The following is a 24,756-nucleotide window of genomic DNA, read 5'->3' as shown; positions in this document are numbered from 1 at the left end:
GCCCGGGCATGCACTGCGCTACCGCGTTACGCCGGGACGCTCGCGATTCCCGGGGCCAGGAACGGCTTCCCGTTCACCCGCTCCGAGACGCCCTCACGGTCCAGGTACGGCGTCAGACCGCCCAGGTGGAAGGGCCACCCGGCGCCGGTGATCAGGCACAGGTCGATGTCCTGCGCCTCGGCGACGACGTCCTCGTCCAGCATGATGCCGATCTCCTGCGCGACGGCGTCCAGCACCCGGGCGCGCACCTGCTCCTCCGTCAGGACGGTGTCGCCCTGCTGGAGCAGCGCGGCGACCTCGGGGTCCAGCTCCGGCTTGCCGGAGTCGTACACGTAGAAGCCGCGCTTGCCCGCCTCGACCACGCGCTTGAGGTTCTCGGAGACCGTGAAGCGCTCCGGGAAGGCGCCGTGCAGCGTCTCGGAGACATGCAGGCCGATGGCCGGGCCGACCAGCTCCAGCAGCACCAGCGGAGACATCGGCAGCCCGAGCGGCTCGACCGCGCGCTCCGCGACGTCGACCGGGGTGCCCTCGTCGATGACGTTCTGGATCTCGCCCATGAAGCGGGTCAGGATCCGGTTGACGACGAACGCCGGGGCGTCCTTGACCAGGACGGCGGTCTTCTTCAGCTTCTTGGCCACCCCGAACGCCGTGGCCAGCGACGCGTCATCGGTCTGCTCGCCGCGGACGATCTCCAGCAGCGGCAGGATCGCGACCGGGTTGAAGAAGTGGAAGCCGACGACCCGCTCGGGGTGCTGGAGCTTCGACGCCATCTCGCTGATCGACAGCGAGGAGGTGTTGGTGGCGAGGATGGCGTGCTCCGGCACGACCGCCTCGACCTCGGCGAACACCTGCTGCTTGACGCCCATCTCCTCGAAGACGGCCTCGATGACGAAGTCGGCGTCCCCGAAGGCGGCGGCCTTGTCCAGCGAACCGGTCACCGCGGCCTTGAGCCGGTTGGCCTTGTCCTGGTTGATCCGGCCCTTGAGCAGCAGCTTGTCGATCTCGCCGTGGACATAGCCCACGCCCTTGTCGACGCGCTCCTGGTCGATGTCGGTCAGTACGACCGGCACCTCGAGGCGGCGCGCGAACAGCAGCGCCAGCTGCGAGGCCATCAGCCCCGCGCCCACCACGCCGACCTTGGAGACCGGGCGGGCCAGCGACTTGTCCGGGGCTCCGGCCGGCCGCTTGGCGCGCTTCTGCACCAGGTTGAAGGCGTAGATGCCGCTGCGCAGCTCGTCGCCCATGATGAGGTCGGCGAGCGCCTTCTCCTCGGCCTCGTAGCCACGGGCGAGGTCGCCGTTGCGGGCCGCGTCGATGATCTCCAGCGCGCGGTACGCGGCCGGGGCCGCCCCGTGCACCTTGCTGTCGGCGATGGCGCGGCCGCGCACCACGGCCTCGTGCCAGGCGTCGCCGCGGTCGATCTCGGGCCGGGTGATCTCGATCTCGCCCCGCAGGACGGCCGCGGTCCAGATCAGCGACTGCTCCAGGAAGTCCGCGCCCTCGAAGATGGCGTCCGCGATCCCGAGTTCGTAGACCTGCTTGCCGCCCAGCTGCTTGTTCTGGTTCAGCGAGTTCTCGATGATGACCGAGACCGCGCGGTCCGCGCCGATCAGGTTCGGCAGCAGGGTGCAGCCGCCCCAGCCGGGCACCAGGCCGAGGAAGACCTCGGGCAGCGAGAACGCGGGCAGCGCGGCCGAGACGGTGCGGTAGGCGCAGTGCAGACCGACCTCGACACCGCCGCCCATCGCCGCGCCGTTGTAGTACGCGAAGGTGGGCACGGCGAGGGTGGACAGCCGCTTGAAGACGTCGTGGCCGCCCTTGCCGATGGCGAGCGCGTCCTCGTGGCGCTTCAGCAGCTCCACGCCCTTGAGGTCGGCGCCGACGGCGAAGATGAACGGCTTGCCGGTGATGCCGACGCCGGTGATCTCGCCGTCCGCGGCCTCCTTCTCCACCTGGTCGATCGCCGTGTTCAGGTTGGCGAGCGAGGCCGGGCCGAAGGTGGTGGGCTTGGTGTGGTCGAGACCGTTGTCCAGGGTGATGAGGGCGAAGCGGCCCGCGTCCTGGGGGAGGTCGAGGTGACGGACGTGCGCCTGCGTCACGACCTCGTCAGGGAACAGCTCGGCCGCGCCCTTGAGAAGCTCTGAGGTGGTAGTCACTTGTTCCCCTCGAAGTGCGGGTTCTCCCAGATCACGGTGCCGCCCATGCCGAAGCCGATGCACATGGTGGTGATGCCGTAGCGGACTTCCGGCTGCTCCTCGAACTGCCGCGCCAGCTGCGTCATCAGGCGGACGCCGGAGGAGGCGAGCGGGTGGCCGAAGGCGATCGCGCCGCCGTACTGGTTGACGCGCGGGTCGTCGTCCGCGATGCCGTAGTGGTCCAGGAACGACAGGACCTGGACGGCGAAGGCCTCGTTGATCTCGAAGAGGCCGATGTCATCGATCGTCAGACCGGCCTTGGCCAGGGCCTTGACGGTCGCCGGGACCGGGCCGTAGCCCATCACCTCGGGCTCGACGCCCGCGAAGGCGAACGACACCAGGCGCATCCGGACCGGCAGCTCCAGCTCCCGGGCGAAGTCCTCGGAGGCGATCAGGGAGGCGGTGGCGCCGTCGTTGAGCCCCGCGGAGTTGCCCGCGGTGACCCGGCCGTGCGGCCGGAACGGGGTCTTCAGCGTGGCCAGGTTCTCCAGCGTGGTGCCCGGGCGCATCGGCTCGTCGGAGGTCGCGAGCCCCCAGCCGGTCTCCCCGCCCTCGGGGGTGGTACGGCGCACCGAGACCGGTACCAGGTCCTGCTGGATCTTGCCGTTGGCGTACGCCTTGGCGGCCTTCTCCTGGCTGCGCACCGCGAACTCGTCGGCGCGCTGCTTGGTGAGGTGCGGCAGCCGGTCGTGCAGGTTCTCGGCGGTCATGCCCATGAAGAGGGCCGACTCGTCGACCAGCTTCTCGGAGACGAACCGCGGGTTCGGGTCGACGCCCTCGCCCATCGGGTGGCGGCCCATGTGCTCCACGCCGCCCGCGACGACCGCGTCGTACGCGCCGAAGGCGATGGAGCCCGCGGTGGCGGTGACCGCGGTCATCGCACCGGCACACATCCGGTCGATCGAGTAGCCCGGGACGGACTGCGGCAGCCCGGCCAGGATGCCCGCGGTGCGGCCGATGGTCAGGCCCTGGTCCCCGATCTGGGTGGTCGCGGCGACGGCCACCTCGTCGATGCGCTCCGGCGGCAGATCCGGGTTGCGTCGCAGCAGCTCCCGGATGCACTTGACGACCAGATCGTCGGCGCGGGTCTCGTGGTAGATGCCCTTCGGGCCCGCCTTGCCGAACGGGGTACGGACGCCGTCGACGAAGACGACGTCCCTAGCGGTACGAGGCACGTTGGCTCTCCTCCAGGTGCGGGATGGCACTGCTGCGGGCACGCCATCGGCGCGCCTCCACACCCTCATGCTACTTATGAGTAACCACGCTGCCCAGTCTTCGCCGCCGTAGCGTCGAAGGTCACAGGTCAGGGCGGGGAGCCGGACGACAAAGGACCGGCGGCTCAGCCGCCGGTCCACGCGCGTCACATCACGCCGGAGGTCAGGTGGGCTCGGCCTCTAGAGCGCCGGTCAGGACCGCCGACACCTGGTCGATCTGCCAGGGACGGGCGCCATGAGCGGCGAGTACGTCCGCCACCGCGTCCGTCGTCGGCTCCGCCGGGGGCTCCCAGCACAGCCGCCGGACGGTGTCGGGGGCGATCAGGTTCTCCTGCGGCAGATTCAGCTGTTCGGCGAGCGACGTCACCGCCGCGCGGGCCGCCGAGAGCCGGGCCGCCGCCGCGGGGTCCTTGTCGGCCCAGGCGCGCGGCGGGGGCGGCCCTGCCACCGGCTGGCCGGGCTGCGGAAGTTCGGCCTCCGGCAGCTCCCGGGCCCGGTCCACCGCGGCCTGCCACTGCTCCAGCTGGCGGCGGCTCATCCGGTGGCCGAAGCCGCTGAGCGCGGACAGCGCCCGGGCGTTCACCGGCAGTGCCAGCGCGGCCTCCACGATCGCCGCGTCCCCCAGCACCTTGCCGGGCGATACGTCACGGCGCTGGGCGATCCGGTCCCGGGCCGTCCACAGCTCCCGCACCACGGCCATCTGCCGTCGTCGCCGGACCTTGTGCATCCCCGACGTACGTCGCCAGGGATCCTTGCGCGGCGGGGCGGGCGGGGCCGCGGCGATGGCCGCGAACTCCTGGTGCGCCCACTCCAGCTTCCCCTGCCGGGTCAGCTCCTCCTCCAGCGCGTCGCGCAGGTCGACCAGCAGCTCCACATCGAGCGCGGCGTAGTGCAGCCACGGTTCGGGGAGCGGGCGGGTCGACCAGTCGACGGCCGAATGACCCTTCTCCAGCGCGTAGCCGAGGATGTTCTCGACCATGGCGCCGAGCCCCACCCGGGCGAACCCGGCCAGCCGGCCCGCGAGTTCGGTGTCGAAGAGCCGGTCCGGGACCATGCCTATGTCACGCAGACACGGCAGATCCTGGGTCGCGGCGTGCAGCACCCACTCGGCGTCGGCGATGGCGGCGCCCAGACCCGACAGGTCGGGGCAGCCCACGGGGTCGATCAGTGCGGTCCCCGCTCCGGCCCGGCGCAGCTGGACCAGATAGGCCCGCTGTCCGTAGCGGTAGCCGGAGGCGCGCTCGGCGTCGACGGCGACGGGGCCGTGGCCCGCGGCGAAGGCCGCGACGACCTCGTCGAGCGCGTCCGGGCCGGCGATGACGGGCGGAATGCCCTCGCGCGGCTCCAGCAAGGGGACCGGCGCCGGGGGGAGGTCGTCCGGAGGAGCGCCCCCGGTGGTTCGCAGTGTCGTCTCTGCTGCGGTCTCTTGGGCGTCGGTCACCTGTCAAGGGTAGCTGTGTACGGGGGGTACACAGGGCGCCCGTCGACGGAACGTTCCGTCGACGGGCGCGAGGGGGGTGTGGGCGGGGGATCCCCGCCCTGGTCTCAGTGGATGATGCCGGTACGCAGCGCGACCGCGACCATGCCGGCCCGGTCGCCGGTGCCGAGCTTGCGGGCGATCCGGGCGAGGTGGCTCTTGACGGTGAGTGCGGACAGGCCCATCGAGACGCCGATGGCCTTGTTGGACTGGCCCTCCGCAACCAGCCTCAGCACCTCGACCTCGCGTCCCGACAACTCCCGGTAACCGCCCGGGTGACCGGGGGCGCCCGGCGGGCGGCGGTGCATGCGGGCGGCTGCGGCGCCGATGGGGGCGGCGCCCGGGCGGCCCGGAATGCCCAGGTTGGTGCGGGTGCCGGTGACGACGTAGCCCTTGACGCCACCGGCCAGCGCGTTGCGCACGGCGCCGATGTCGTCGGCGGCGGAGAGGGCCAGGCCGTTCGGCCAGCCCGCGGCGCGGGTCTCGGACAGCAGGGTGAGGCCGGAGCCGTCGGGGAGGTGGACGTCGGCGACGCAGATATCGCGCGGGTTGCCGATACGGGGGCGGGCCTCCGCGACGGACGACGCCTCGATGACGTCGCGCACTCCGAGGGCCCACAGGTGACGGGTGACGGTGGAACGAACGCGGGGGTCGGCGACGACGACCATGGCCGTCGGCTTGTTCGGGCGATAGGCGACCAGGCTGGACGGTTGCTCGAGGAGAACAGACACCAGGCCTCCTGGAAAGTGGTGGGACGGGTCACCACTCCTTCGGCACCGATTCGGTCCAGCTTTAGGGAATGATCACGATTTGGTGAGTAACAATTCGGGCAATTCAGACTCGTGATCGATCAGTGCCGATCAGGACGTACTTCTCAGCGCGTTCCGATCAGCGCGTCCCGATCAGCGCGTCCGCTCAGCGCGTCCCGCCGGGGCCCCGGCGCTGGGGGAGGGAGACCACGCCCGCCTCCGTCGTCCCGGCCGGGGGGAGACCGGCGATCTGGCACAGCAGATCGCACCAGGCCGCCAGGTGCGCCCCGGTGTCCGGTACGCCCAGCGGCTCCGCGCCCGCCTCGTCCGCCCGCTCCGCCTCGGGGGGCGGATGGTCCGACGGCGTCCAGGAGGCGCGGATCTCGATCCGGGTCGAGGGTTCCCGCTCCCCGATCCCGCCGAAGTAGTGCGAGCTGGCGCGCGTCACCGTGCCACTGGGCTCCACACAGCAGAGCCCGCGCGCGTCCAGCGCGCCGGTGAGCCACGACCAGCACACCTCGGGCAGCAGGGGATCCGCCGCGATCTCCGGCTCCAGGTCGGCGTGGATCAGCGTGACCAGCCGGAAGGTGCCGCGCCAGGCGTCGTGGCCCGCCGGGTCGTGCAGCAGGATGAGCCGGCCCTCGGCCAGCTCCTCCTCGTCGTCGTCGGCGGTGGCGTCGGTGACCACCGCTTCGAGTGCGTAGGAGAACGGCGCCAGACGGCGCGGTGGTGGGGTCGGGTCTAGCTCCACCTCGGGCCGCACGCGGACCGCGCGCAGACCGGCGACCGCGCGCCGGAAGGCGAGCGGAGCGCCTTCCCCGCCCGCGTCCGGGCCCCCCGCACCGTCAGCACCGTTCGAGAGGTGTCCTTGAACCGCTGCCATGCCCGGAAGACTAGGCGCACTGAGGGCTTCAATCGGGGAGGAACACCCGGGTTGGCGGGTCACTCGTTCGGCCCGTGCGAAGATTTGGTGCATGAGCGCCACAGAGCGGCCCTCGGGCCAGCAGCAGACCGGCCGCCCGGCGGCGAACCCCTGCGCCGATTCGGCCTTCCTCCGGGCCTGTCGGCGCGAACCGGTGCCGCATACCCCGGTGTGGTTCATGCGGCAGGCGGGGCGCTCGCTGCCGGAGTACCGCAAGGTCCGCGAGGGCACCGCCATGCTGGAGTCCTGCATGCGGCCCGACCTGGTCACGGAGATCACGCTGCAGCCGGTGCGCCGTCACCGGGTGGACGCGGCGATCTACTTCAGCGACATCGTGGTGCCGCTCAAGGCGATCGGTCTCGACCTCGACATCAAGCCCGGCGTCGGCCCCGTCGTGGAACAGCCCATCCGCAGCCGCGCGGATCTGGAGCGGCTGCGTCCGCTCGATCCCGATGATGTGAAGTACGTCACCGAGGCCGTCGGATCGCTCGTCGGCGAACTGGGCGCCACGCCCCTCATCGGCTTCGCGGGCGCGCCCTTCACGCTCGCCAGCTATCTGGTCGAGGGCGGCCCGTCGCGCAACCACGAGCACACCAAGGCGCTCATGTACGGCGACCCGGAGCTGTGGGCCGATCTGCTGGACCGGCTCGCGGACATCACCGCCACCTTCCTCAAGGTGCAGATCGAGGCGGGCGCCTCGGCCGTGCAGCTCTTCGACTCCTGGGTCGGCGCCCTGGCCCCGGCCGACTACCGCCGCAGCGTGATGCCCGCCTCCACGAAGGTCTTCGAGGCCGTCGCCGGATACGGCGTGCCGCGCATCCACTTCGGCGTCGGCACCGGTGAACTGCTCGGCCTGCTCGGCGAGGCGGGGGCGGACGTCGTCGGCGTCGACTGGCGGGTGCCGCTGGACGAGGCCGCCCGGCGGGTGGGCCCCGGCAAGGCGCTGCAGGGCAACATCGACCCCGCCGTGCTGTTCGCGCCGCGCGAGGCCGTGGAGGCCAAGGCGGCCGAGGTGCTGGACGCGGCCCAGGGTCTTGAGGGGCACATCTTCAACCTCGGCCACGGGGTGCTGCCCACCACCGACCCGGACGCCCTGACCCGGCTCGTGGAGTACGTCCACACCAACACCGCGCGCTGACCCCCGGGCCGCGGCGGACCGGCTACCGGCCCGCCGCCTCCCGTACGGCGGCGGCCGCCTTGCGCGCCGCCACCTGCACCGGGTCCCACACCGGGGAGAACGGCGGGGCGTACCCCAGGTCCAGCGCCGCGACCTGCTCGACCGTCATCGCGGCGGTGAGCGCGACCGCCGCGATGTCCACGCGCTTGCCGGCGCCCTCCCGGCCGACGATCTGCACACCGAGCAGCCGCCCCGTGCGGCGCTCGGCGAGCATCTTCACCGTCATCGGGCGCGCCTCGGGGTAGTACCCGGCGCGGCTGGTCGACTCGGCGGTGACGGTGTGGAAGCGCAGCCCCACCTCCTCCGCCTGGGCCTCCAGCAGCCCGGTGCGGGCGATCTCCAGATCGCAGACCTTGCTGACCGCGGTGCCGACCACGCCGGGGAACGTGGCGTAGCCGCCCCCGATGTTGGTGCCGATGACCTGGCCCTGTTTGTTGGCGTGGGTGCCCAGCGGGATGTGCCGGGTACGGCCGGACATCAGGTCCAGGACCTCGACGCAGTCGCCGCCCGCCCAGATGTTGGCGTGGCCGCGCACCCGCATGGCCAGGTCGGTGAGCAGCCCGCCCGACGCGCCAAGCGGCAGCCCCGCCGCGCGGGCGAGCCCGGTCTCGGGGGTCACTCCGAGGCCCAGGACGACCAGCTCGGCCGGGTATTCGCTGACCTTGGTGGCCACGCCGCGCACCCGGCCGTCCTCGCCGGTCAGCACCTCGGCGACCTCCGCGCCGGTCACGGTGTCGATGCCGAGCCCGGTCATCGCGTCGCGCACCAGCCGCCCCATGTCGGGGTCGAGCGTGGCCATCGGCTGCTCGCCGCGCTCCAGGACCGTGACGCGGCAGCCGCGGCGGGTCAGCGCCTCGGCCATCTCGACCCCGATGTATCCGGCGCCGACCACGACCGCCCTCTCGACCGTCCGGCTCTCCAGGGTCTCCAGCAGCGCCCGGCCGTCGTCCAGGGTCTGCACCCCGTGCACCCCGGGCGCGTCGATGCCGGGCATGGCGGGGCGGCGCGGCCGGGCGCCGGTGGCGATGACCAGGTCGTCGAAGCCGTGCCAGCGCTCGGCGCCGCCGGACGCGTCCAGCTCCCGGACCCGGACCCGCTGCCCGGCGAGGTCGATCTCGGTGACCTCGCTGCGGATGCGGACGTCGATACCGCGCCCGCGGTGGGCCTCCGGGGTCCGGGCGATGAGGTCGTCGGGCCCGTTCACCAGGCCTCCGGCCCAGTACGGGATGCCGCAGGCCGAGTACGACGTGAAGTGGCCGCGCTCGAACGCGAGGATCTCCAGCTCGCCCCGCTTGCTGAGCCTGCGCGCCTGGGACGCCGCCGACATCCCCGCCGCGTCACCCCCGATGACCACCATCCGCCGTGCTGCCGCCATCGATTCCGCCCCTTCGCCGCCGTATGTCCCGCTCCGTCACGGGTCAGGCTACGGACGGGCGGTGCGCTCGCGGACCAGGACGTACAGAACAGCACTCGTGAGCATCAGCGCGCCGTCGATGTAGACGGCGGCCGTCCAGCTGCCGTAGTGGTCGAAGAGGGTGCCGCTCAGCGCCGGGCTGATCACCGCGCCTATCTCCCCGACCAGGTTGAACAGGCCGAAGGCGGAGCCGCGCTCGGCGGCGTCGACCACATCGTTCAGCAGGGCGTGGGCCATCGGCTGGAGGGCGTTGAAGAACAGGCTGGTGACGAAGAGCAGGACGGACATCACCATCAGGGACGGCTTCTCCTGGGTCTGGAGATAGACCGCGAAGACCAGCACCAGCAGCCCCTGGACCACGGTGAACGCGATCAGCAGCGGCCGCCGCCCCCACCCCCGGTCCTTCGCCAGGTCCGACAGCCGCCCGCCGACCGGGAACCCGAGGATGCCCGCGCCCGCGTTGAACGTCGCCACCAGCGCCGCGTTCTGGAAGGAGCTGTGCGCGGCGTCGGCGACGATCGACACCGACCAGAAGCTGAAGAACCACAGGTTCCACATGACCGCGATGAAGGCGAAGCTGAGCAGCAGCACATTGCGGTTGCGGGAGATGGAGCCGAGCCGTGACCCGCGCCGGGCGACGATCGCCCCGATCAGTACGAAGGCGAGCACGCACTCCAGGACGGCCACGCCCCAGCTCGGCAACCCCGCCCCGTCGGCGATCAGATAGACCGCCATGACGGCCGCGCACAGCACCGCCGAGATGCCCAGCAGCCGCAGGGTGGAGCCGGTGGCCTTGAGCGGGCCGCCGATGCGGCGCAGATAGACCGTGGTGATCCAGCCGAACGCGAGCGTGGCGCCGCCCAGCACCAGGAACGGCATCCGCCAGGCGTCCTCGTCGCCGAACACCCCGGCGCCCCAGTCGATCAGATAGGGCGTGCTGATGGTCGCGACCGTCAGCCCGATCGACAGCCCGGTGATGGCGACGCCCATGCCGAGGCTGGTTTTCTCGGGCGGGGTGCGCTGGGCGATCAGCGCGCGGTCGTTGGAGTAGAAGACGCCCTCGCCAAGACCGGTCAGCACCCGCAGCACGACGAAGGCGATCAGCCCGCTCACCATCCCGCTGGCCAGCGTCGCCACCCCCGCCCACAGCAGCGAGACGGCGAGCATCGTGCGATGGCCGAAGCGGTCCCCGAGATAGCCGCCGGGGAACTGGGTGAGCATGTAGCCCGCGAAGAAGAGGCTGCCGATCAGCCCGCCGAGGGCATGCGGATGGCTGGCGGAGCCCAGCATGCCGTGGTCGTTCTCGATCAGCCAGGTGACCACCGGGCCGGTGATGGTGCGGTCGGCGTAGGAGAAGAGCCAGCCGCCGAGCAGCATGGCCCACAGCGTGTGATACGGCTGCCAGCCGGTGTGTTGCCGGGCGGTCGGCTCCCGCGCGGCGGTGTCCTCGGTGGTCACTTCGGGAGCCCCCCTTGGGCGTTGGGTGTCCAGGCTCGGAGCGCGGTGTGCCCCACGGAATGCGGCGTCCGCAGAATGCGGCGTCCCACAGAATGTGGTGTGCGGGCACCCCCGGCAAGGGGCAGCTCCAGGTCTTCCGTCAGCCGGAAGCCTCGGCAAGGGACTCTTGTCCCCAAGCGGCGGCGAGGGTACGGGAGATGCCGTGGGCGGCGACCCGCACCGCCGGTATCAGCCCCGGCGCCCGCCCCTCCGCGGCCGGGACCACCACCGACAGCGAGGCCACCACCTCCCCGCGCGGCCCCCGCACCGGGGCGGCGACGGACAGCCCGTCCATGGTGATCTGCCGGTCGCTGACCGCGATCCCGGTGCGCCGCACCTCGGCGAGCGTGGCCCGCAGCCGCGCCGGGTCGTGGATGGTCCGCTCGGTGAACCGGCGCATCGGCCGGGCGCACACCCGCTCGCCGAGCCCCGGCGGCCCGTACGCGAGCAGCACCAGGCCGACGCCCGTGGCGTGCAGCGGCCAGCGGCTGCCGACCCGGGTGCGCACATGGACGGCGGAGCGGCCGGAGATCAGCTCGACGTAGACCACTTCCAGGCCGTCGCGCACCGCGAGCTGCACGTTCTCATGGGTGGCCTCGTACAGGTCCTCCATGAACGGCAGCGCCGCCTCGCGCACCCCGACCCCGCGCGGCGACAGCGTCGCCACCTCCCACAGCCGCAGCCCGATGTGGTACGCCCCCGAGGTGTCGCGCTCCAGGGCGCCCCAGCGGGTGAGCGAGGCGACCAGCCGGTGCGCGGTGGCCAGCGGCAGCCCGGCGCGCCGGGCGAGGGCGGTGAGCGACAGCGACCGGTGCGAGGCGTCGAACGCGTCCAGCACGGCCAGCACCCGGCCCGCGACCGACCGCCCGGCGTCCGGACGCGTGGCATCCGGGCGCCCGGCGTCCGGGCGAACGCTGTCCGGGCGGTGGCCGAAGGGGGGGCTCGTCGGGGCCGTCATGACAGCGGAAGGCCGACGTAGTTCTCGGCCAGCTCGGCGGAGGCGGTGCGGGAGGTGGCGATCCGGTCCAGCTGGGCGATCTGCAGCCGGTCCTCGAACGGGCTCTGGTCCGGGCGCCGGTGCAGGGTGTCCGTCATGAAGTACGAGAAGCGCTCGGCCTGCCAGACCCGGGCGAGGCAGGTCTCGGAGTAGCCGTCCAGCAGTTCGGCCGAGCCCGTGGCGTGGTGATGGGCGAGGGCGCGGGCCAGGGTGACCACGTCGCCGACGGCGAGATTGAGCCCCTTGGCCCCGGTCGGCGGCACGATGTGCGCCGCGTCGCCCGCGAGGAAGAGGCGGCCGTGGCGCATCGGCTCCTGCACGAAACTGCGCATCGGCGTCACGGACTTGGCGGTGATCGGGCCCCGCTCCAGCTCCCAGCCGCCGCCGTCGTCGAGCGCGAAGCGGGCGGCCAGCTCGTCCCAGATCCGCTCGTCGGACCAGTCGGCGGGCTCGGTGTCGTTCGGCACCTGGAGGTAGAGCCGGGAGACCTGTGGGGAGCGCATGCTGTGCAGCGCGAAGCCGCGCCGATGGCGGGCGTAGATCAACTCCTCGCAGGACGGGGGCACATCGGCCAGCACCCCGAGCCAGGAGTACGGATAGGCGCGCTCGAAGGTACGGACCCGGTCGGCCGGGACCGCGCCCCGGGCGATGCCGTGGAAGCCGTCGCAGCCCGCCACGAAGTCGCAGCTCAGCGTCGTCTCCCGGCCCTCGTGGCGGAAGCGGATGACCGGGGACTCGGAATCCGGTTTCTCGATCGCCAGGGCCTCGGCCCCGAACAGCAGCGGAGGGCCCCCGGGGTCGGCGAGCTGGAGCCGGACCAGATCCTTGACGATCTCCGTCTGCGCGTAGACCGTCACCGACTTGCCGCCCGTGGCGGCGGGGAAGTCGACGCGGTGGCCACGGCCCTCGAAGCGCAGCTCGATGCCCTCGTGCGGCAGCCCCTCGCGGTCCAGGCGCTCCGCCGCGCCGCACTCCCGCAGCACGTCCACGGTGCCCTGCTCCAGGATTCCGGCCCGCTGCCGCTGCTCGACATAGGCGCGGTCCCGGCTCTCCAGCACCACGCAGTCCACCCCCGCGCGGTGCAGCAGACGGGCGAGCAGCAGCCCGGCGGGCCCCGCGCCGATGATCCCGACCGTCGTGCGCATCGAAAGTCCCTTCGTCCGGATCCGATGAAGCGAGGATCCCCACTTGTTCGCGGAGTGAAACTTCGTTCATAATCGAGCCTGTGATGAGTCTCGGTCCGGTGTCCCCACCTGTCAATGGCCCCGTCGGTCCTCTTGAGCGCGGCCTCGCCGTCCTCTGCGAGCTGACGCGGCTGGCCGCGCACCAGGGCGAGGCCTCGGTCCGGCCCGGTGACCTCGTGCGCGGCACCGGGCTCGCCCGCTCCGTCGTGGACCGTGTCGTGGGCACGCTCGAACAGCTCGGCTATGTGCGGCTCGATGGCCGCGAGGTCAGCCTCGCGGCCCGGCTCATGGAGCTGGGCAACGCGTATCTCGCCGCCAGCGGCCTCCCGGAGGCGCTCGGCCCGTTCGCCGAGCGGCTCGCCGACGGGCTGGATGAGTCGGTCTCGGTCGCCGTGCCGGACGGCGACGGGTCGCGCTTCGTCGTCCAGGCCACCCGCCGCCGCACCATGTCCCTCGCGTTCCGTATCGGCGATCTGCTGCCCGCCGAGCGCTGCGCCCCGGGCGCGCTCTTCGCCGCCGAGTGGGACGAGCGGGCCTGGGCTGCCTGGCGCGCCCGCCGCGCCGCCGACCCCCTCGACGCCGCCTTCCCCGCCGTTCCGCCGCGCCACCGGCCCGCCGCGGACACCGACACCGGCTTCGAGGCGCGCGTCCGGGAGACCGTCCGAACCGGCTGGGCGGCCGACGACCAGCTGATCGAGCCCGGCCTGGTGGCGGTGTCCGTCCCGGTCCGGGACGCCTCGGGCCGTACGGTCTGCGCGGTGAACGTCGTCAGTCACACCAGCCGCCATGACGTGGCCTCGCTGCGGGCCGCCGTGCTGGGTCCGCTGTATGCGGAGATCCCGGCCATGGAGGCGGCGTTGGCGGGCCCGCGCCGCCCGCCGGGGCGCGGGCCCGCCGTGCCGGGCGCCTCCGGCGCGGGGGACGCCGAGGCGGAGCCCGTACCCGCCGCCGAGGACCCCGCGCGGGCCGCCAAGCGGGAGCTGGGCGCCGGGTATCTCCAGTCGCTCGCGCGCGGCCTCACCGTGCTGCGGGCCCTCGGCGCCCCGGGCGAGGGGGAGTACGGCCGCACGCTCACCGCCGTCGCCGAGGCCACCGGGCTGCCCCGGGCCACCGCCCGCCGCTCCCTCCTCACCCTCGTCGAGCTGGGATACGCCGAGTACGCGGCGGCCGACGGCCGGGCCTTCCGCCCGCTGCCACGGGTGCTGGAGCTGGGCTACGCACCGCTGGGCGACCTCTCGTTCACCGAGCTGGCCCAGCCCCATATGCGCGAACTCGTCCGCACCGTCCACGAGTCGGCGTCCCTGGCGGTCCTCGACGGCGACGACATCCGCTACGTGGCGCGCGTCCCGACCGTGCGGATCATGAGCGTCAACATCACCATCGGCACCCGCTTCCCCGCCTACGCGACCTCCATGGGCCGGGTCCTGCTCGCGGGCCTGGCCCCGGAGGAGCGCGCCGCGCGTCTCGCCGGGCTCGACCCGAAGCCGCTGACCGGGCGTACCGTGACCGCCGTGCCCGAGCTGGCCCGCGTCCTGGAGCGGACCGGGAGGGACGGATACGCCCTGGTGGACGAGGAGTTGGAGCAGGGGCTGCGGTCCCTCGCGGTGCCCGTGCGGGGCGCGGACGGCCGGGTGGTGGCCGCGCTCAACATCGCCACCCACGCGGGCCGTGGCAGCGCGGAGTCCACCGTCGAGGAGCTGCTTCCGGCGCTGCGGACCGCCGCCGCCCGCATCGAGGGCGACCTCGCCACGGCCTCGGCCCATCACCCCCTGGGGGCGGGCTCGCCCCCCGGGGGCGGGTGAGAGAGTGGGGGCATGAGCGCAGCGACCTCCCCGGCCCCGGGGCTTACCGGCCATGCCATCGTCATCGGCGGCGGGATCTCGGGCCTCGCGGCCGCCCACCGGCTGCAGTCCGGCGGGGCGCGGGTGACCGTGCTGGAGGCGTCGGGGCGGCTGGGCGGCAAGCTGTGCCCGGGCGAGATCGAGGGCGTGGCCGTGGACCTGGGCGCCGAGTCGATGCTGGCCCGGCGCCCGGAGGCGGTGGAGCTGGCGCGCGCCGTCGGCCTCGGCGAGCGGCTGCAGCCGCCCGCCACCGCGACCGCCGCCCTGTGGACGCGCGGCGCCCTGCGGCCGATGCCCAAGGGCCATGTGATGGGCGTGCCCGGCGACCTGGCGCCGCTCGCCGCGTCCGGGGTGATCTCGGACGAGGGGCTCGCCCGCATCGCCCGCGACGCGGAGCTGCCGCCCACCCCGGTCGGTGAGGACGTGGCGCTCGGCGAGTTCATCGCGGCGCGGCTCGGCCGCGAGGTCGTGGACCGGCTGGTCGAGCCGCTGCTCGGCGGGGTGTACGCGGGCGATGTGTACCGCACCTCGATGCGGGCCGCGGTGCCCACCCTCTTCGAACTGGCCCGCGCGAACCGCCCGCTGGCCGAGGGCGTCCGGGAGCTGACCGAGCGGGCCGCCCAGCGGCAGGGCGGGGCCGGTCCGGTGTTCATGGGCATCGACGGCGGCATCGGGCGGCTGCCGCTCGCGGTGGCCGACGCCGTACGGGCCGGGGGCGGCGAGATCCGCACCGATACGCCGGTGCGGGAGCTGCGCCGGGCCGACGACGGCTGGACGGTCGTCACCGACGACGGGGTGCTGCGGGCCGACGCGGTCGTGCTGGCGGCCCCCGCGCCCGCCGCCGCCCGCCTCCTGGCGGCCGACTCCCCGGCCGCCTCCGCCGAGCTGGCCACCGTCGACTACGCCTCCATGGCGCTGATCACCATGGCCTTCCGCCGCGCAGACGTGGCGTCGCTCGCCGAGGGCAGCGGCTTCCTGGTCCCGCCGGTCGACGGCCACACGATCAAGGCGGCCACGTTCTCCAGCCGTAAATGGGGCTGGCTCCGCGACTCCGCCCCCGATCTCTTCGTGCTGCGTACCTCGATCGGGCGGTTTGAGGACGATGAGCATCTGAAGCGCGACGACGCCGATCTGGTAGGGATGTCGCTCGCCGATCTCGGCGCGGCCACCGGCCTCGGCGCCCGGCCGGTGGCGACCCGGGTGACCCGGTGGGACGGCGGACTGCCCCAGTACCCGGTCGGCCATCTCGACCGCGTCGCCCGGATCCGCGCGGAGGTCGCCAAGCTGCCCGGCCTGCGGGTGTGCGGCGCGGTCTACGACGGCGTCGGCATCCCCGCGTGCATCGCGAGCGCCCGCGCGGCCGCCGATGACTTGATCGGGCCGCTGACGGCGACCCTGGCGCAGGGCGTCGTGGACGGAGAGCGAGAATAGGGACCATGACTGCTGCTGCTCCCGAGACGCCAGAAACCCCCGAGACCGGTGCCGCCGAGACCACCTCGTCTCCCAAGGCCCCCCACGCCGGGAAGAAGGCGAAGGACCTCAACGAGGTCATCCGCTACACCCTGTGGTCGGTCTTCCGGCTGCGCGACGTGCTGCCGGAGGACCGCACCGGCTACGCCGACGAGGTAGAGCAGCTCTTCGCGCAGCTCGCCGCCAAGGACGTCACCGTGCGCGGCACGTACGACGTCTCCGGGCTGCGTGCGGACGCGGACGTCATGATCTGGTGGCACTCGGAGACCTCCGAGGCCCTGCAGGAGGCGTACAACCTCTTCCGCCGCACCCGGCTCGGCCGCGCCCTGGAGCCGGTCTGGTCGAACATGGCGCTGCACCGCCCGGCGGAGTTCAACAAGTCGCACATCCCCGCGTTCCTCGCGGACGAGCGCGCGCGCGACTACGTCAGCGTCTACCCGTTCGTACGGTCCTACGAGTGGTATCTGCTGCCCGACGAGGAGCGCCGCACGATGCTCGCGGACCACGGCAAGATGGCCCGCGGCTTCCCCGATGTGCGCGCCAACACCGTCCCGTCGTTCTCCCTCGGCGACTACGAGTGGATCCTGGCCTTCGAGGCGGACGAGCTGCACCGGATCGTCGACCTGATGCGCCATCTGCGTGGTTCCGAGGCGCGCCGCCATGTGCGCGAGGAAGTGCCGTTCTACACCGGGCGGCGCAAGCCGGTCTCCGAGCTGGTCGCCGGTCTGGCCTGAGGCGCTGGCCTGACCGTCACGGCATCCCCGGCGCCCCGGGTTCTCCCGGGGCACCGGGCAGCGCGGGCTGCTTGCCGGACTCCGGCACCGGGCCCGGCTGCGGTTCCGGTGCCGGGCGCGGCGCGCAGAAGGCTGTCCGCCCTGGCGTCTTCCCGGTCAGCAGATACGTGTCGACCTTGCGGTTGACGCAGGCGTTCGGGCCGCCCCACAGGCCGTGCGTACCGGACTTCCGCTCGGTCACCAGGGAGGCGCTGGGGAGTCTGCGCCACAGCTCCCTGGCGCCCGCGTACGGCGTGGCCGCGTCCCGTTCGGCCGCCAGCAGCAGCACCGGCGGCAGCCCCGGCCGGGCGGTCACGTCCATGGGGGTGTCGTGCCCCAGCGGCCAGTAGGCGCAGGGCAGGTTCATCGCCACGTTGTCCCAGGTCTCGAAGGGCGCGCGGCGCGCGAGCGCGGTGTTCTCCCGGTGCCAGCTCGCCCAGCGGCGCGGCCAGGGCGCGTCGTTGCACTCCACGGCGGTGTAGACGGCGTTGCCGTTCTCGTCGGCCTTCGCGTCCCCGGATTCCGACGCGGCCAGCGCGATCAGCGGCCGGGGATTGCCGCGCAGATAGGCGGCGAGGGCGCGGGCGCTGGGGTCCCAGTAGGCGTCGTTGTAACCGGCCCGTACGAACGCGTCCTGCAGCTCACCGGTGCCCACCCGGCCGCCCGCCGGTTTCCGGGCCAGGCGGTGCGCCGCCTTCCGGTACGCGGCGAGCACCCGCGCCGGGGTCCTGCCGAGGTGGTAGACGGCGTGGTGCCGGGCGGTCCAGCGGCGCCAGTCCGCCCAGCGCCGCTCGAAGGCCAGGGACTGGTCGAGGTTGTTGCGGTACCAGATCTGCGCGGGGCCGGGGTTGACGACGCTGTCGAAGACCATGCGGCGCACATGGCGGGGGAAGAGCGTCGCGTAGACGGCCCCGTAGTACGTGCCGTACGAGGCACCCACGAAGGTCAGCCGCTTCTCGCCGAGCGCGGCGCGCAGCACGTCGAGGTCGCGGGCGTTGTTGAGCGTGGTGATGTACCGCAGCGCCTTCCCCGTACGGCGCACACAGCCCCGGGCGTACGCGCGCGCCCGCGCCACCATCGCCCGCAGATACGCGGCGGAGGGGTGTGGCGGGGAGCTGGTCGGCGTCTTGGCGAAGGTTGACGGCGGCTGGCAGGACACCGGCTTGGAGCGGCCGACTCCGCGTGGCGCGTAGCCGACGAAGTCATAGACCCTGGCCGTCTTGCGGAAGGCGTCCTCGGCGGCGTACTCGGGGAACGTCATACCGGAGGCGCCCGGTCCGCCCGGGTTGTAGACCAGCGCGCCCTGCCGCCGCGCCGTGGGCCCGGAGGCGCGCACCCGGCTGACGGTGAGCCGGATGTGCTTGCCGCGCGGCCGCGCGTAGTCCAGCGGTACGGAGACGGTGCCGCAGCGGACGGCCGCCGACAGCTCCTCGGAGCGCGGGCAGCGGCCGAACGTGATGCCCCGGTCGGCCGCCTTCCGGGCCGCGACCACCACTCCCCGGGCCTCGGCGGCGCCGCCCCGGGGCACGGCCAGCACGGGGGAGGTCAGCAGGGGGGAGGCGGGGGAGCGGAACGAGGCGGACCAGGCGGGCGGCGCCGCCGCGATCGCGGGCGGCGCCGGGGGCCCGGCGGCCACCGGGGCGGAGTGCGCGGGGTACGCGGGGCGCGCGGGCGGCGCGGCGAGCGGTCTGCCGGTGGCGGGGGTGGCGAGCAGCGCGGTCATGGCCAGGGACAGGGACAGCGGTCCGAGGATGCCGTACAGCGCTGCTGCTCTCACAAGCCGTCCCTCCGTACATCACGGCCCATCACGCGACAAAAGGGATACTTGGTGCGGTGATTGGCCATGTAAAGCACCGGGCCGAGGTGTCGGGGTCAATGACCCCAATGCGCCCTCAGCGCCGCGCGCAGCGCCGGATCGGGCAGCGCGACCGTGCCGTGGACCGCGAGCGCGGTGAGCAACTCGCCGTCGTCGTGCTCCTCGTCGGCGCCGCCCCCGGCGCGCTGGGCGACGGGCCGCCGGGGCGGTACGTCGATCCGGCCCAGCAGCTGCTGCCCGGCGGGGGAGGCCCAGCGCGAGTACGGATGCACCTCGACCCGGGCGATCACCAGGCAGCTCGCGGTGAGCAGCAGCGGAAGCGCGAACCACGCCACCGCCGCCCCCGGGCCCGACGCGGGCGGCACCATCAGCAGCGCGACCACCCCCGCCAGCAGCACCACGACGCACGCCAGCCGCACCTGCCGCACCGCCGCCGCCACGTTCGCCCGCGCCCCCGCGGGCACCGCGAGCCCCGCCGCCACCAGCCGGTCGGACAGTGCCCGCACCGGGTCGGCGGTGGCCAGGAGGTTGCGGACCGGCGGCACGGGGGACTGGCCGCGCGGGCCTATCGCGGCGATGACCGAGCGTTCGAGATCGTCCCGGCCGTCCGGGTCCACGACGGTGACCCAGCCGGTGTGGGCGAGCAGCAGGCGGCGCTCCCGGGACATCGACACCAGGGCGAGATCGGCGACCCGCTTCGGCCCGCCCGCCAGGAACGCCGCCTCGTACAGGCTCAGGGTCCGCCCGCCCGGCTCCGGACCGGCGGCGGTGTCCATCGGCTGGGCGGCCGCGACGGCGGCGAGGCACAGGCGGGTGCAGCTGACCACCGCCGAGCCCCATGCGACGAGCAGGAACAGGACCCACAACATGGCCGAGTTGTACTGGACCCGACCGGTTCCGCGCCAGAGATTTCGCGAAATGCGCGATTCGGGTGGTGAGTGAGGGCCGCTACGTCAGCCCGCGCTCACCCTCCGCTCAGGACGAGCCGGGCCCGGCGGGCGAAGCGCGCCAGCGGGTGGGAGGACAGCGGGGCGGGCCCGGACCGCTCCTGCCACCACAGGGTCAGCCCTCGCCGCGTCGCCGCGTCCGGGATGTCACCGGCCGCCAGGAGATGCTCGACGAACGCCATCGCGTCGCGGCGGTAGCCGCCGGTCATCGGGCGGCCGTCGGCGTACTCCACGAACGCCGGGCGGTAGCCGTCGCCCAGGATCCCCGGCAGCTCCGGGGCGACCTTGGCGACCACCCCGGCCCGCTTGGCCGTCAGCGCCCGGCTCTGCACCCCCAGCCGCCGCCGGTCGAAGCCCTCCGGCGCCGGGGCGCCCGCGACCAGCGCCGACAGCAGCGCGCTCTGGGCGCGCGCCAGCCGCTCCCGCGCGGCGGCGGTGTCCGGTATGTCCTTCACCTTCGGAGCGGGCGCCGGTACGGGGACATCGGCGGCCGTCACCCCGGCCGCCGTCACCGCGCGGATCGCGTCCAGCTCGCCCGCCAGCTCCCCGGCCGCCGGGAAGTCCTCGTCCCGCTCCAGCAGCACTCCGGGCGGCGTCGTACGGGCGCACAGCTCGGCGAGCACGTCGAGCACCGGCTGCGTCACCGGGTGGGCGTGGCTGTCGTGCCACACCCCGTCCCGTTCGACGCCGCCCGCCACATGGACGTACGCGATGGCCGAGGTCGGCAGCTCGTCCAGCGCCGTGGCCGGGTCCTCGCCCCGGTTGACGTGGTTGGTGTGCAGGTTGGCGACGTCGATGAGCAGCCGTACGCCGGTCCGCTCGACCAGTTCGGCCAGGAACTGCCCCTCGGTCATCTCCTCGCCGGGCCAGTTGATCAGCGCCGCGATGTTCTCCAGCGCGAGCGGCACCGGCAGCGCCTCCTGGGCGATCGCCACGTTCTCGCACAGCACGTCCAGCGCGTCCCGGGTGCGGGGCACCGGCAGCAGATGCCCGGCCTCGATGACGGGCGCCCCGGCCAGGGGTCCTCCGGCCCGTACGAACGCGATGTGCTCGGTGACCAGGGGCGCGCCCAGCGCCTCCGCCGTCCCGGCGAGGGCCGCGAGCCGCTCGGGGTCCGGCCGCTCGGCGCCGCCGAGGCCGAGGGAGACGCCGTGCGGCACCACCGTCGTACCGCGCTCGCGCAGCCGCCGCAGGGCGTCGGGCACATGGCCGGGGCAGACGTTCTCGGCCACCACCTCGACCCAGTCGATGCCGGGCAGGCGCGCGATGTCCTCGGCGATTTCCGGTCGCCAGCCGATTCCGGTACCGAGGCGCGTCATGGCTCCCCCTTCTCGTGCGGTCCTGCTTGCTCCCCTGCCGGGGTAATGGCCCCCGGAGGAGAGGACGAATCCACGGCGCTGGTGGTTCAGAGGTTCATTTGAGCTTCGGGGTGTCACGCTACGCCCCTCCGCTCCCTGTCCATGTCCCCCGACGTCCCTGGCAGGGACGCGGGTTGCCGGAATATCGGCACTGTTACAAAATTTTGGGGCCCGGTGGCGACAGATGTTCGGAAGGGAGAATAAGGTCGTGTGGTCCGGGGGGATGGAAGATCACACCTTTGTGTCCGCGCCCTCGCGCGGAGCGAGCGTGGGGGAACACACGTGCCTGGCAGCAGCAACAATGCCATGGGGAAGCACCGTCGTAACGCACACCGCAAGCCGCCGCCGTCCTCGACGGGGCGCGGGATGCAGCTGCGCCGTTGGGCGGCCCGCCAGATCCGCCTCGACTATCCCCGGGCGGGGAGACGGGGTGTGCGGCGCTGGCTGCCGTCGTGGCGTCAGATGGGTCTCCTCTTCGTGTTCTGTCTCGGGAGCCTCACCGGTGTCCTGAGCTATCTCTACATGCAGACCGAGATACCCAAGAACCTCAACGACTTCGCCACCCAGCAGGACAACGTCTACTACTGGGCCGACGGCTCCGAGATGGCCCGTACGGGTCCGGTGAACCGTCAGGAGGTGGCGTTGTCCAAGGTGCCGGAAAAGGTGCAGTGGGCGATCTTGGCCGCCGAGAACTCCAGTTTCTACTCGGACAGCGGCATCTCCCCGAGCGGTCTGATGCGTGCCGTGACCCGGATGGTGACGGGCGGTGAGACCCAGGGCGGCTCGACCATCACCCAGCAGTATGTGAAGAACGCCTATCTGAATCAGCGCCAGACGTTCTCCCGCAAGCTCACCGAGATGTTCATGGCCATCAAGCTCGATGACCGGATGTCCAAGCAGGAGATTCTCGAACGCTATCTGAACACCAGCTGGTTCGGCCGCGGCACCTACGGCATTCAGCGCGCCTCGTACGCGTACTACGGCAAGGATGTCTCCAAGCTCAACGCGAGCGAGGGCGCGATGCTCGCCTCGCTGCTGAAGGGCGCCGGAACCTTCGACCCGACGCTCAGCGCCAAGAATCACAAACGGGCGGTCGACCGCTGGAAATGGGTCCTTGACCGGATGGTCGACATCGGCAAGCTCTCCAAAGAAGAGCGGGCCAAGTACACCGAGTTCCCCGACCCCAAGCTCGCGCCCAAGCCCGCCGGGCTCACCGGCCAGGTCGGCTATCTGGTGGAGACTGCCAAGGCGTATGTGAGTTCCCATACCGTCATCTCCGACGCCGACTTCGACCTGGGCGGCTACCAGATTCACACCACCTTCAAGAAGTCGAAGGTGGACGCGCTCGCCGCCTCGGTGAAGAAGACCCGCGACGGCCTCGACCCCAAGAGCCGCCGGGAGGACCGCTACGTACGCATCGGCGCCGCCTCCGTGACGCCGGGCGGGCGCATCGAGGCGCTGTACGGCGGCCCCGGCTATCTGGAGCAGGGCTTCAACGACGCGAACGCCTCAGTCGTCCCGGCCGGTACCGCCTTCACGCCCTTCGTCTACGCGGCGGCGCTGCGCGAGGGCGTGCTCAAGGAGCGGAACAGCCCGCGGACGCCCGTCGCGCCGACGACGCTCTACGACGGCAACAACAAGGTCGCCGTGAAGACCCCCGAGGGTCCCTACTGGGACCGCGGCGGCCAGATCGTGCGGGGCGAGAACGACGGCGAGCAGTCGTACGGGCAGGTCAGCCTGCGTCAGGCGATCGTCCGGTCCATCAACACCCCGATGATTCAGCTCGGCATGGACGTCGGTCTCGACCGGGTCCGCCAGGCGTCCATCGACGCGGGGTTCCTGCCCAGCAGCTTCGGCGCGCGGGTGCCCATGTTCTCGCTCGGCACCGCGACGCCCAGCTCCATCCGGATGGCCAGCGCGTACGCGACGTTCACCGCCAAGGGCGCCCATGTGCCGCCGTTCTCGGTGAGCGGGCTGACCCGTAACGGCGAGAAGTTCGCCCTGCGCGAGGACCGCGCCAAGCGGGCGTTCAGCGCCGAGGTGGCGGCGCAGGTGGACGACGCGCTGCACGGCGCGGTCCAGGGCGGCACCGGGCAGGCGGCGGCCGTGGTGGGACCCGATACGGCGGGCAAGACGGGCACCGCGCAGGACGGCACCTCGTCCTGGTTCGTGGGCTACACCGACAAGGTGTCCACGGCCGTCTCGCTGTCGCGGGTGGACCCCAAGACCCAGGAATTGCTGCCGCTCAAGGGAATGGGCGGAGACGCCACCGGAAAGGCGAGCGACACCTATCCCCTGGACATCTGGACGCGCTATATGACGGGCGCCGGGAAGAAGTAGCGGAAGATATACGAAAGCCCGGCCGGGTACGTCGGATCCGACGCACCCAGCCGGGCTTCGGCGTATCTACTTGGTCGTTACTTGGTGTACGTCGACCAGTCCGGCGATTCCGCCGGGTCGAGCATCCGCAGCTTGTCCAGGACCTTCGGATCCTGGGCGTCCAGCCAGTCGGCGAGCTGCTTGAACGATACGCACTGCACGCCGTCGCGCTTGCACACGCTGCGCATCACGTCTTCGATGGCCTGCATATAGATGCCGCCGTTCCAGGTCTCGAAGTGGTTGCCGATGAACAGCGGTGCCCGGCTGCCGTTGTACGCGCGCTCGAAGCCGTTCAGATAGCCCTCGCGGGTCAGCCGCTCCCATTCGGCGTACTTCGCCGGATCGCCCTCTGTGCTGTCACCGGACTGGTTGTAGAGGAAGTTGAAGTCCATCGAGAGAACCTGCTTCTCGCTCTCCGGGTACGGCACCAGCTGCAGCGGGAAGTTCCAGATTCCCTTGATTTTGGACGGCCAGATCTGGAAGTCGCCCGGAGAACTCGCGTCGTAGCGCCAGCCGAGCGATTTGATGGCCGGGATCAGGTTCTTCTGGCCTTCGAGGCAGGGGGCGCGGCCGCCGACCAGTTCCTCGTCGTAGTCGAAGGGCAGCGGCTCGATGTCGGTGAATCCCGTATTGGTCTTCCACTGCTCCACGAACGAGTACGCCTGCTCGGCCTCGCTCTTCCACTGCGCGGTGGACCATTCGCCGCCGCCCTTGGCGCCGCAGAAATGCCCGTTGAAGTGCGAGCCGATCTCATTGCCTTCCTGCCACGCCCCGCGCAACTGCTCCAGCGTCTCGCGTATGTGCCCGTCGGTGGGGAACGATATGGCGGCCGATCCCGGCTTGTGCATCGGCGGCCGATAGAGATCGCTCTTGTACTTGGGCAGCAGATACATGCCGCTCAGGAAGAACGTCATATTGGCGTTGGTTTCCTTGGCGACCTGGCGGAAGCGGGAGAAGAGATGATCGCCGTTCTCCAGCGCGCCGTCCCAGGAGAAGACCACGAACTGCGGGGGCTTCTCGCCCGGCTTCAGTTTCTTGATCTTCGGCTGGTCGGGCTGGGGGCCGGTGTAGGACGTGGAGCCGTCCCCGATCACCTTGACCTCGCCGTCCCAGTCGGCGTACTTGTTCTTCTTCTTGGCGCCCTTGGGGACCTTGTCCGCCCGGGGGACGGGCGCGGCGGCCTGGACGCTGCCGTCCACCGCGCCGCCCGTGTCACCTGGCGAGGTCAGGGCGATGAGCAGCGCCACGACCATGGCCACGGCCACGAGCGCGCCCAGGGGCGCGGCCATGCCATAGGCGTTCCGCGCCGATAATGCCTTCAACGCCTTCAAGGACTTGGATGCCTT

Annotated in this window: 18 protein-coding genes; 5 read left to right on the top strand and 13 right to left on the bottom strand. The window is 72.3% G+C overall.

Annotated elements, in window-relative coordinates:
* Nucleotides 1–26: 26 nt before the first annotated feature.
* From ACWC5C_RS19210 to ACWC5C_RS19190, 5 genes are all read right to left on the bottom strand, one after another.
* A complete protein-coding gene (locus ACWC5C_RS19210; protein WP_450876714.1) occupies nt 27–2,156 on the bottom strand; it encodes a 3-hydroxyacyl-CoA dehydrogenase NAD-binding domain-containing protein in 2,130 nt (709 codons plus the stop codon).
* A complete protein-coding gene (locus tag ACWC5C_RS19205; protein ID WP_385449046.1) occupies nt 2,153–3,370 on the bottom strand; it encodes a thiolase family protein in 1,218 nt (405 codons plus the stop codon). Before ACWC5C_RS19205 ends, ACWC5C_RS19210 begins: the two co-directional genes overlap by 4 nt.
* Before the next feature lie 202 nt (nt 3,371–3,572).
* A complete protein-coding gene (locus tag ACWC5C_RS19200) occupies nt 3,573–4,850 on the bottom strand; it encodes an HRDC domain-containing protein (protein ID WP_450876711.1) in 1,278 nt (425 codons plus the stop codon).
* 104 nt (nt 4,851–4,954) lie between these two features.
* Nucleotides 4,955–5,617, bottom strand: coding sequence for a response regulator transcription factor (locus ACWC5C_RS19195; protein ID WP_063730929.1), 663 nt, complete (start codon nt 5,615–5,617; stop codon nt 4,955–4,957).
* 184 nt (nt 5,618–5,801) lie between these two features.
* On the bottom strand, nt 5,802–6,518 hold the full coding sequence (locus tag ACWC5C_RS19190; protein ID WP_385449261.1) for a DUF3000 domain-containing protein: 717 nt from the start codon (nt 6,516–6,518) through the stop codon (nt 5,802–5,804).
* Between the two features lie 91 nt (nt 6,519–6,609).
* Between ACWC5C_RS19190 and hemE the strand changes: the two genes are divergently transcribed.
* Entirely contained in the window at nt 6,610–7,695 is a 1,086-nt protein-coding gene (gene hemE / locus ACWC5C_RS19185) for a uroporphyrinogen decarboxylase (RefSeq protein WP_450876708.1), read from the top strand.
* 22 nt (nt 7,696–7,717) lie between these two features.
* Here the strand turns inward: hemE and ACWC5C_RS19180 are convergent, their stop codons facing one another.
* From ACWC5C_RS19180 to ACWC5C_RS19165, 4 genes are all read right to left on the bottom strand, one after another.
* Nucleotides 7,718–9,109, bottom strand: a complete 1,392-nt coding sequence (locus ACWC5C_RS19180; protein WP_450876706.1) for an FAD-dependent oxidoreductase — start codon at nt 9,107–9,109, stop codon at nt 7,718–7,720.
* A 48-nt stretch (nt 9,110–9,157) separates the two neighbouring features.
* Entirely contained in the window at nt 9,158–10,606 is a 1,449-nt protein-coding gene (locus ACWC5C_RS19175) for an MFS transporter (protein WP_450876704.1), read from the bottom strand.
* A 139-nt stretch (nt 10,607–10,745) separates the two neighbouring features.
* Nucleotides 10,746–11,603 (bottom strand): IclR family transcriptional regulator, encoded by an 858-nt coding sequence (locus ACWC5C_RS19170; RefSeq protein ID WP_450876702.1) that lies wholly within the window; start codon nt 11,601–11,603, stop codon nt 10,746–10,748.
* The gene (locus ACWC5C_RS19165) at nt 11,600–12,787 is read right to left on the bottom strand and encodes a 4-hydroxybenzoate 3-monooxygenase (protein WP_450876700.1); all 1,188 of its coding nucleotides are present in this window, start codon (nt 12,785–12,787) and stop codon (nt 11,600–11,602) included. The genes ACWC5C_RS19170 and ACWC5C_RS19165 overlap by 4 nt, the downstream gene beginning before the upstream one ends.
* A gap of 83 nt (nt 12,788–12,870) precedes the next feature.
* Here ACWC5C_RS19165 and ACWC5C_RS19160 point away from each other — a divergent pair, with 83 nt between their 5' ends.
* The 3 genes from ACWC5C_RS19160 to hemQ are packed head-to-tail and all read left to right on the top strand — an operon-like array spanning nt 12,871 to nt 16,871.
* The gene (locus ACWC5C_RS19160; protein WP_450876698.1) at nt 12,871–14,628 is read left to right on the top strand and encodes an IclR family transcriptional regulator domain-containing protein; all 1,758 of its coding nucleotides are present in this window, start codon (nt 12,871–12,873) and stop codon (nt 14,626–14,628) included.
* Between the two features lie 12 nt (nt 14,629–14,640).
* Entirely contained in the window at nt 14,641–16,098 is a 1,458-nt protein-coding gene (gene hemG / locus ACWC5C_RS19155; RefSeq protein ID WP_450876696.1) for a protoporphyrinogen oxidase, read from the top strand.
* Nucleotides 16,099–16,103: 5 nt separating this feature from the next.
* On the top strand, nt 16,104–16,871 hold the full coding sequence (gene hemQ / locus ACWC5C_RS19150; RefSeq protein WP_450876694.1) for a hydrogen peroxide-dependent heme synthase: 768 nt from the start codon (nt 16,104–16,106) through the stop codon (nt 16,869–16,871).
* A 16-nt stretch (nt 16,872–16,887) separates the two neighbouring features.
* Here the strand turns inward: hemQ and ACWC5C_RS19145 are convergent, their stop codons facing one another.
* The 3 genes from ACWC5C_RS19145 to ACWC5C_RS19135 form a co-directional block, all read right to left on the bottom strand.
* On the bottom strand, nt 16,888–18,687 hold the full coding sequence (locus ACWC5C_RS19145; protein ID WP_450876692.1) for an alpha/beta hydrolase: 1,800 nt from the start codon (nt 18,685–18,687) through the stop codon (nt 16,888–16,890).
* A 95-nt stretch (nt 18,688–18,782) separates the two neighbouring features.
* Nucleotides 18,783–19,595, bottom strand: coding sequence for a TIGR04222 domain-containing membrane protein (locus tag ACWC5C_RS19140; protein WP_450876690.1), 813 nt, complete (start codon nt 19,593–19,595; stop codon nt 18,783–18,785).
* Nucleotides 19,596–19,690: 95 nt separating this feature from the next.
* Nucleotides 19,691–20,992 (bottom strand): DUF692 domain-containing protein, encoded by a 1,302-nt coding sequence (locus ACWC5C_RS19135; RefSeq protein WP_450876688.1) that lies wholly within the window; start codon nt 20,990–20,992, stop codon nt 19,691–19,693.
* 345 nt (nt 20,993–21,337) lie between these two features.
* On the opposite strand from ACWC5C_RS19135, the gene ACWC5C_RS19130 reads away from it, so the two are divergent.
* Nucleotides 21,338–23,371, top strand: a complete 2,034-nt coding sequence (locus ACWC5C_RS19130; protein WP_450876686.1) for a transglycosylase domain-containing protein — start codon at nt 21,338–21,340, stop codon at nt 23,369–23,371.
* 77 nt (nt 23,372–23,448) lie between these two features.
* Here ACWC5C_RS19130 and ACWC5C_RS19125 read toward each other — a convergent pair whose 3' ends face one another.
* Nucleotides 23,449–24,699, bottom strand: a complete 1,251-nt coding sequence (locus ACWC5C_RS19125; RefSeq protein ID WP_450876684.1) for a hypothetical protein — start codon at nt 24,697–24,699, stop codon at nt 23,449–23,451.
* Nucleotides 24,700–24,756: the final 57 nt, after the last annotated feature.

This window comes from Streptomyces sp. NPDC001700 (assembly GCF_053596435.1).
The sequence above is the reverse complement of the archived record's forward strand: the minus strand, read 5'-3'. Positions and strand labels throughout refer to the sequence as shown.

Bases quoted from the DNA above. Each gene is read 5' to 3' on its own strand.
- hemE (WP_450876708.1), top strand. From the start codon at position 6,610: ATGAGCGCCACAGAGCGGCCCTCGGGCCAGCAGCAGACCGGCCGCCCG.
- hemG (WP_450876696.1), top strand. From the start codon at position 14,641: ATGAGCGCAGCGACCTCCCCGGCCCCGGGGCTTACCGGCCATGCCATC.
- ACWC5C_RS19130 (WP_450876686.1), top strand. From the start codon at position 21,338: ATGGGGAAGCACCGTCGTAACGCACACCGCAAGCCGCCGCCGTCCTCG.
- ACWC5C_RS19140 (WP_450876690.1), bottom strand. From the start codon at position 19,595: ATGTTGTGGGTCCTGTTCCTGCTCGTCGCATGGGGCTCGGCGGTGGTC.
- ACWC5C_RS19125 (WP_450876684.1), bottom strand. From the start codon at position 24,699: ATGGCCGCGCCCCTGGGCGCGCTCGTGGCCGTGGCCATGGTCGTGGCG.
- ACWC5C_RS19180 (WP_450876706.1), bottom strand. From the start codon at position 9,109: ATGGCGGCAGCACGGCGGATGGTGGTCATCGGGGGTGACGCGGCGGGG.
- ACWC5C_RS19165 (WP_450876700.1), bottom strand. From the start codon at position 12,787: ATGCGCACGACGGTCGGGATCATCGGCGCGGGGCCCGCCGGGCTGCTG.
- ACWC5C_RS19190 (WP_385449261.1), bottom strand. From the start codon at position 6,518: ATGGCAGCGGTTCAAGGACACCTCTCGAACGGTGCTGACGGTGCGGGG.
- ACWC5C_RS19135 (WP_450876688.1), bottom strand. From the start codon at position 20,992: ATGACGCGCCTCGGTACCGGAATCGGCTGGCGACCGGAAATCGCCGAG.
- hemQ (WP_450876694.1), top strand. From the start codon at position 16,104: ATGACTGCTGCTGCTCCCGAGACGCCAGAAACCCCCGAGACCGGTGCC.
- ACWC5C_RS19160 (WP_450876698.1), top strand. From the start codon at position 12,871: ATGAGTCTCGGTCCGGTGTCCCCACCTGTCAATGGCCCCGTCGGTCCT.
- ACWC5C_RS19170 (WP_450876702.1), bottom strand. From the start codon at position 11,603: ATGACGGCCCCGACGAGCCCCCCCTTCGGCCACCGCCCGGACAGCGTT.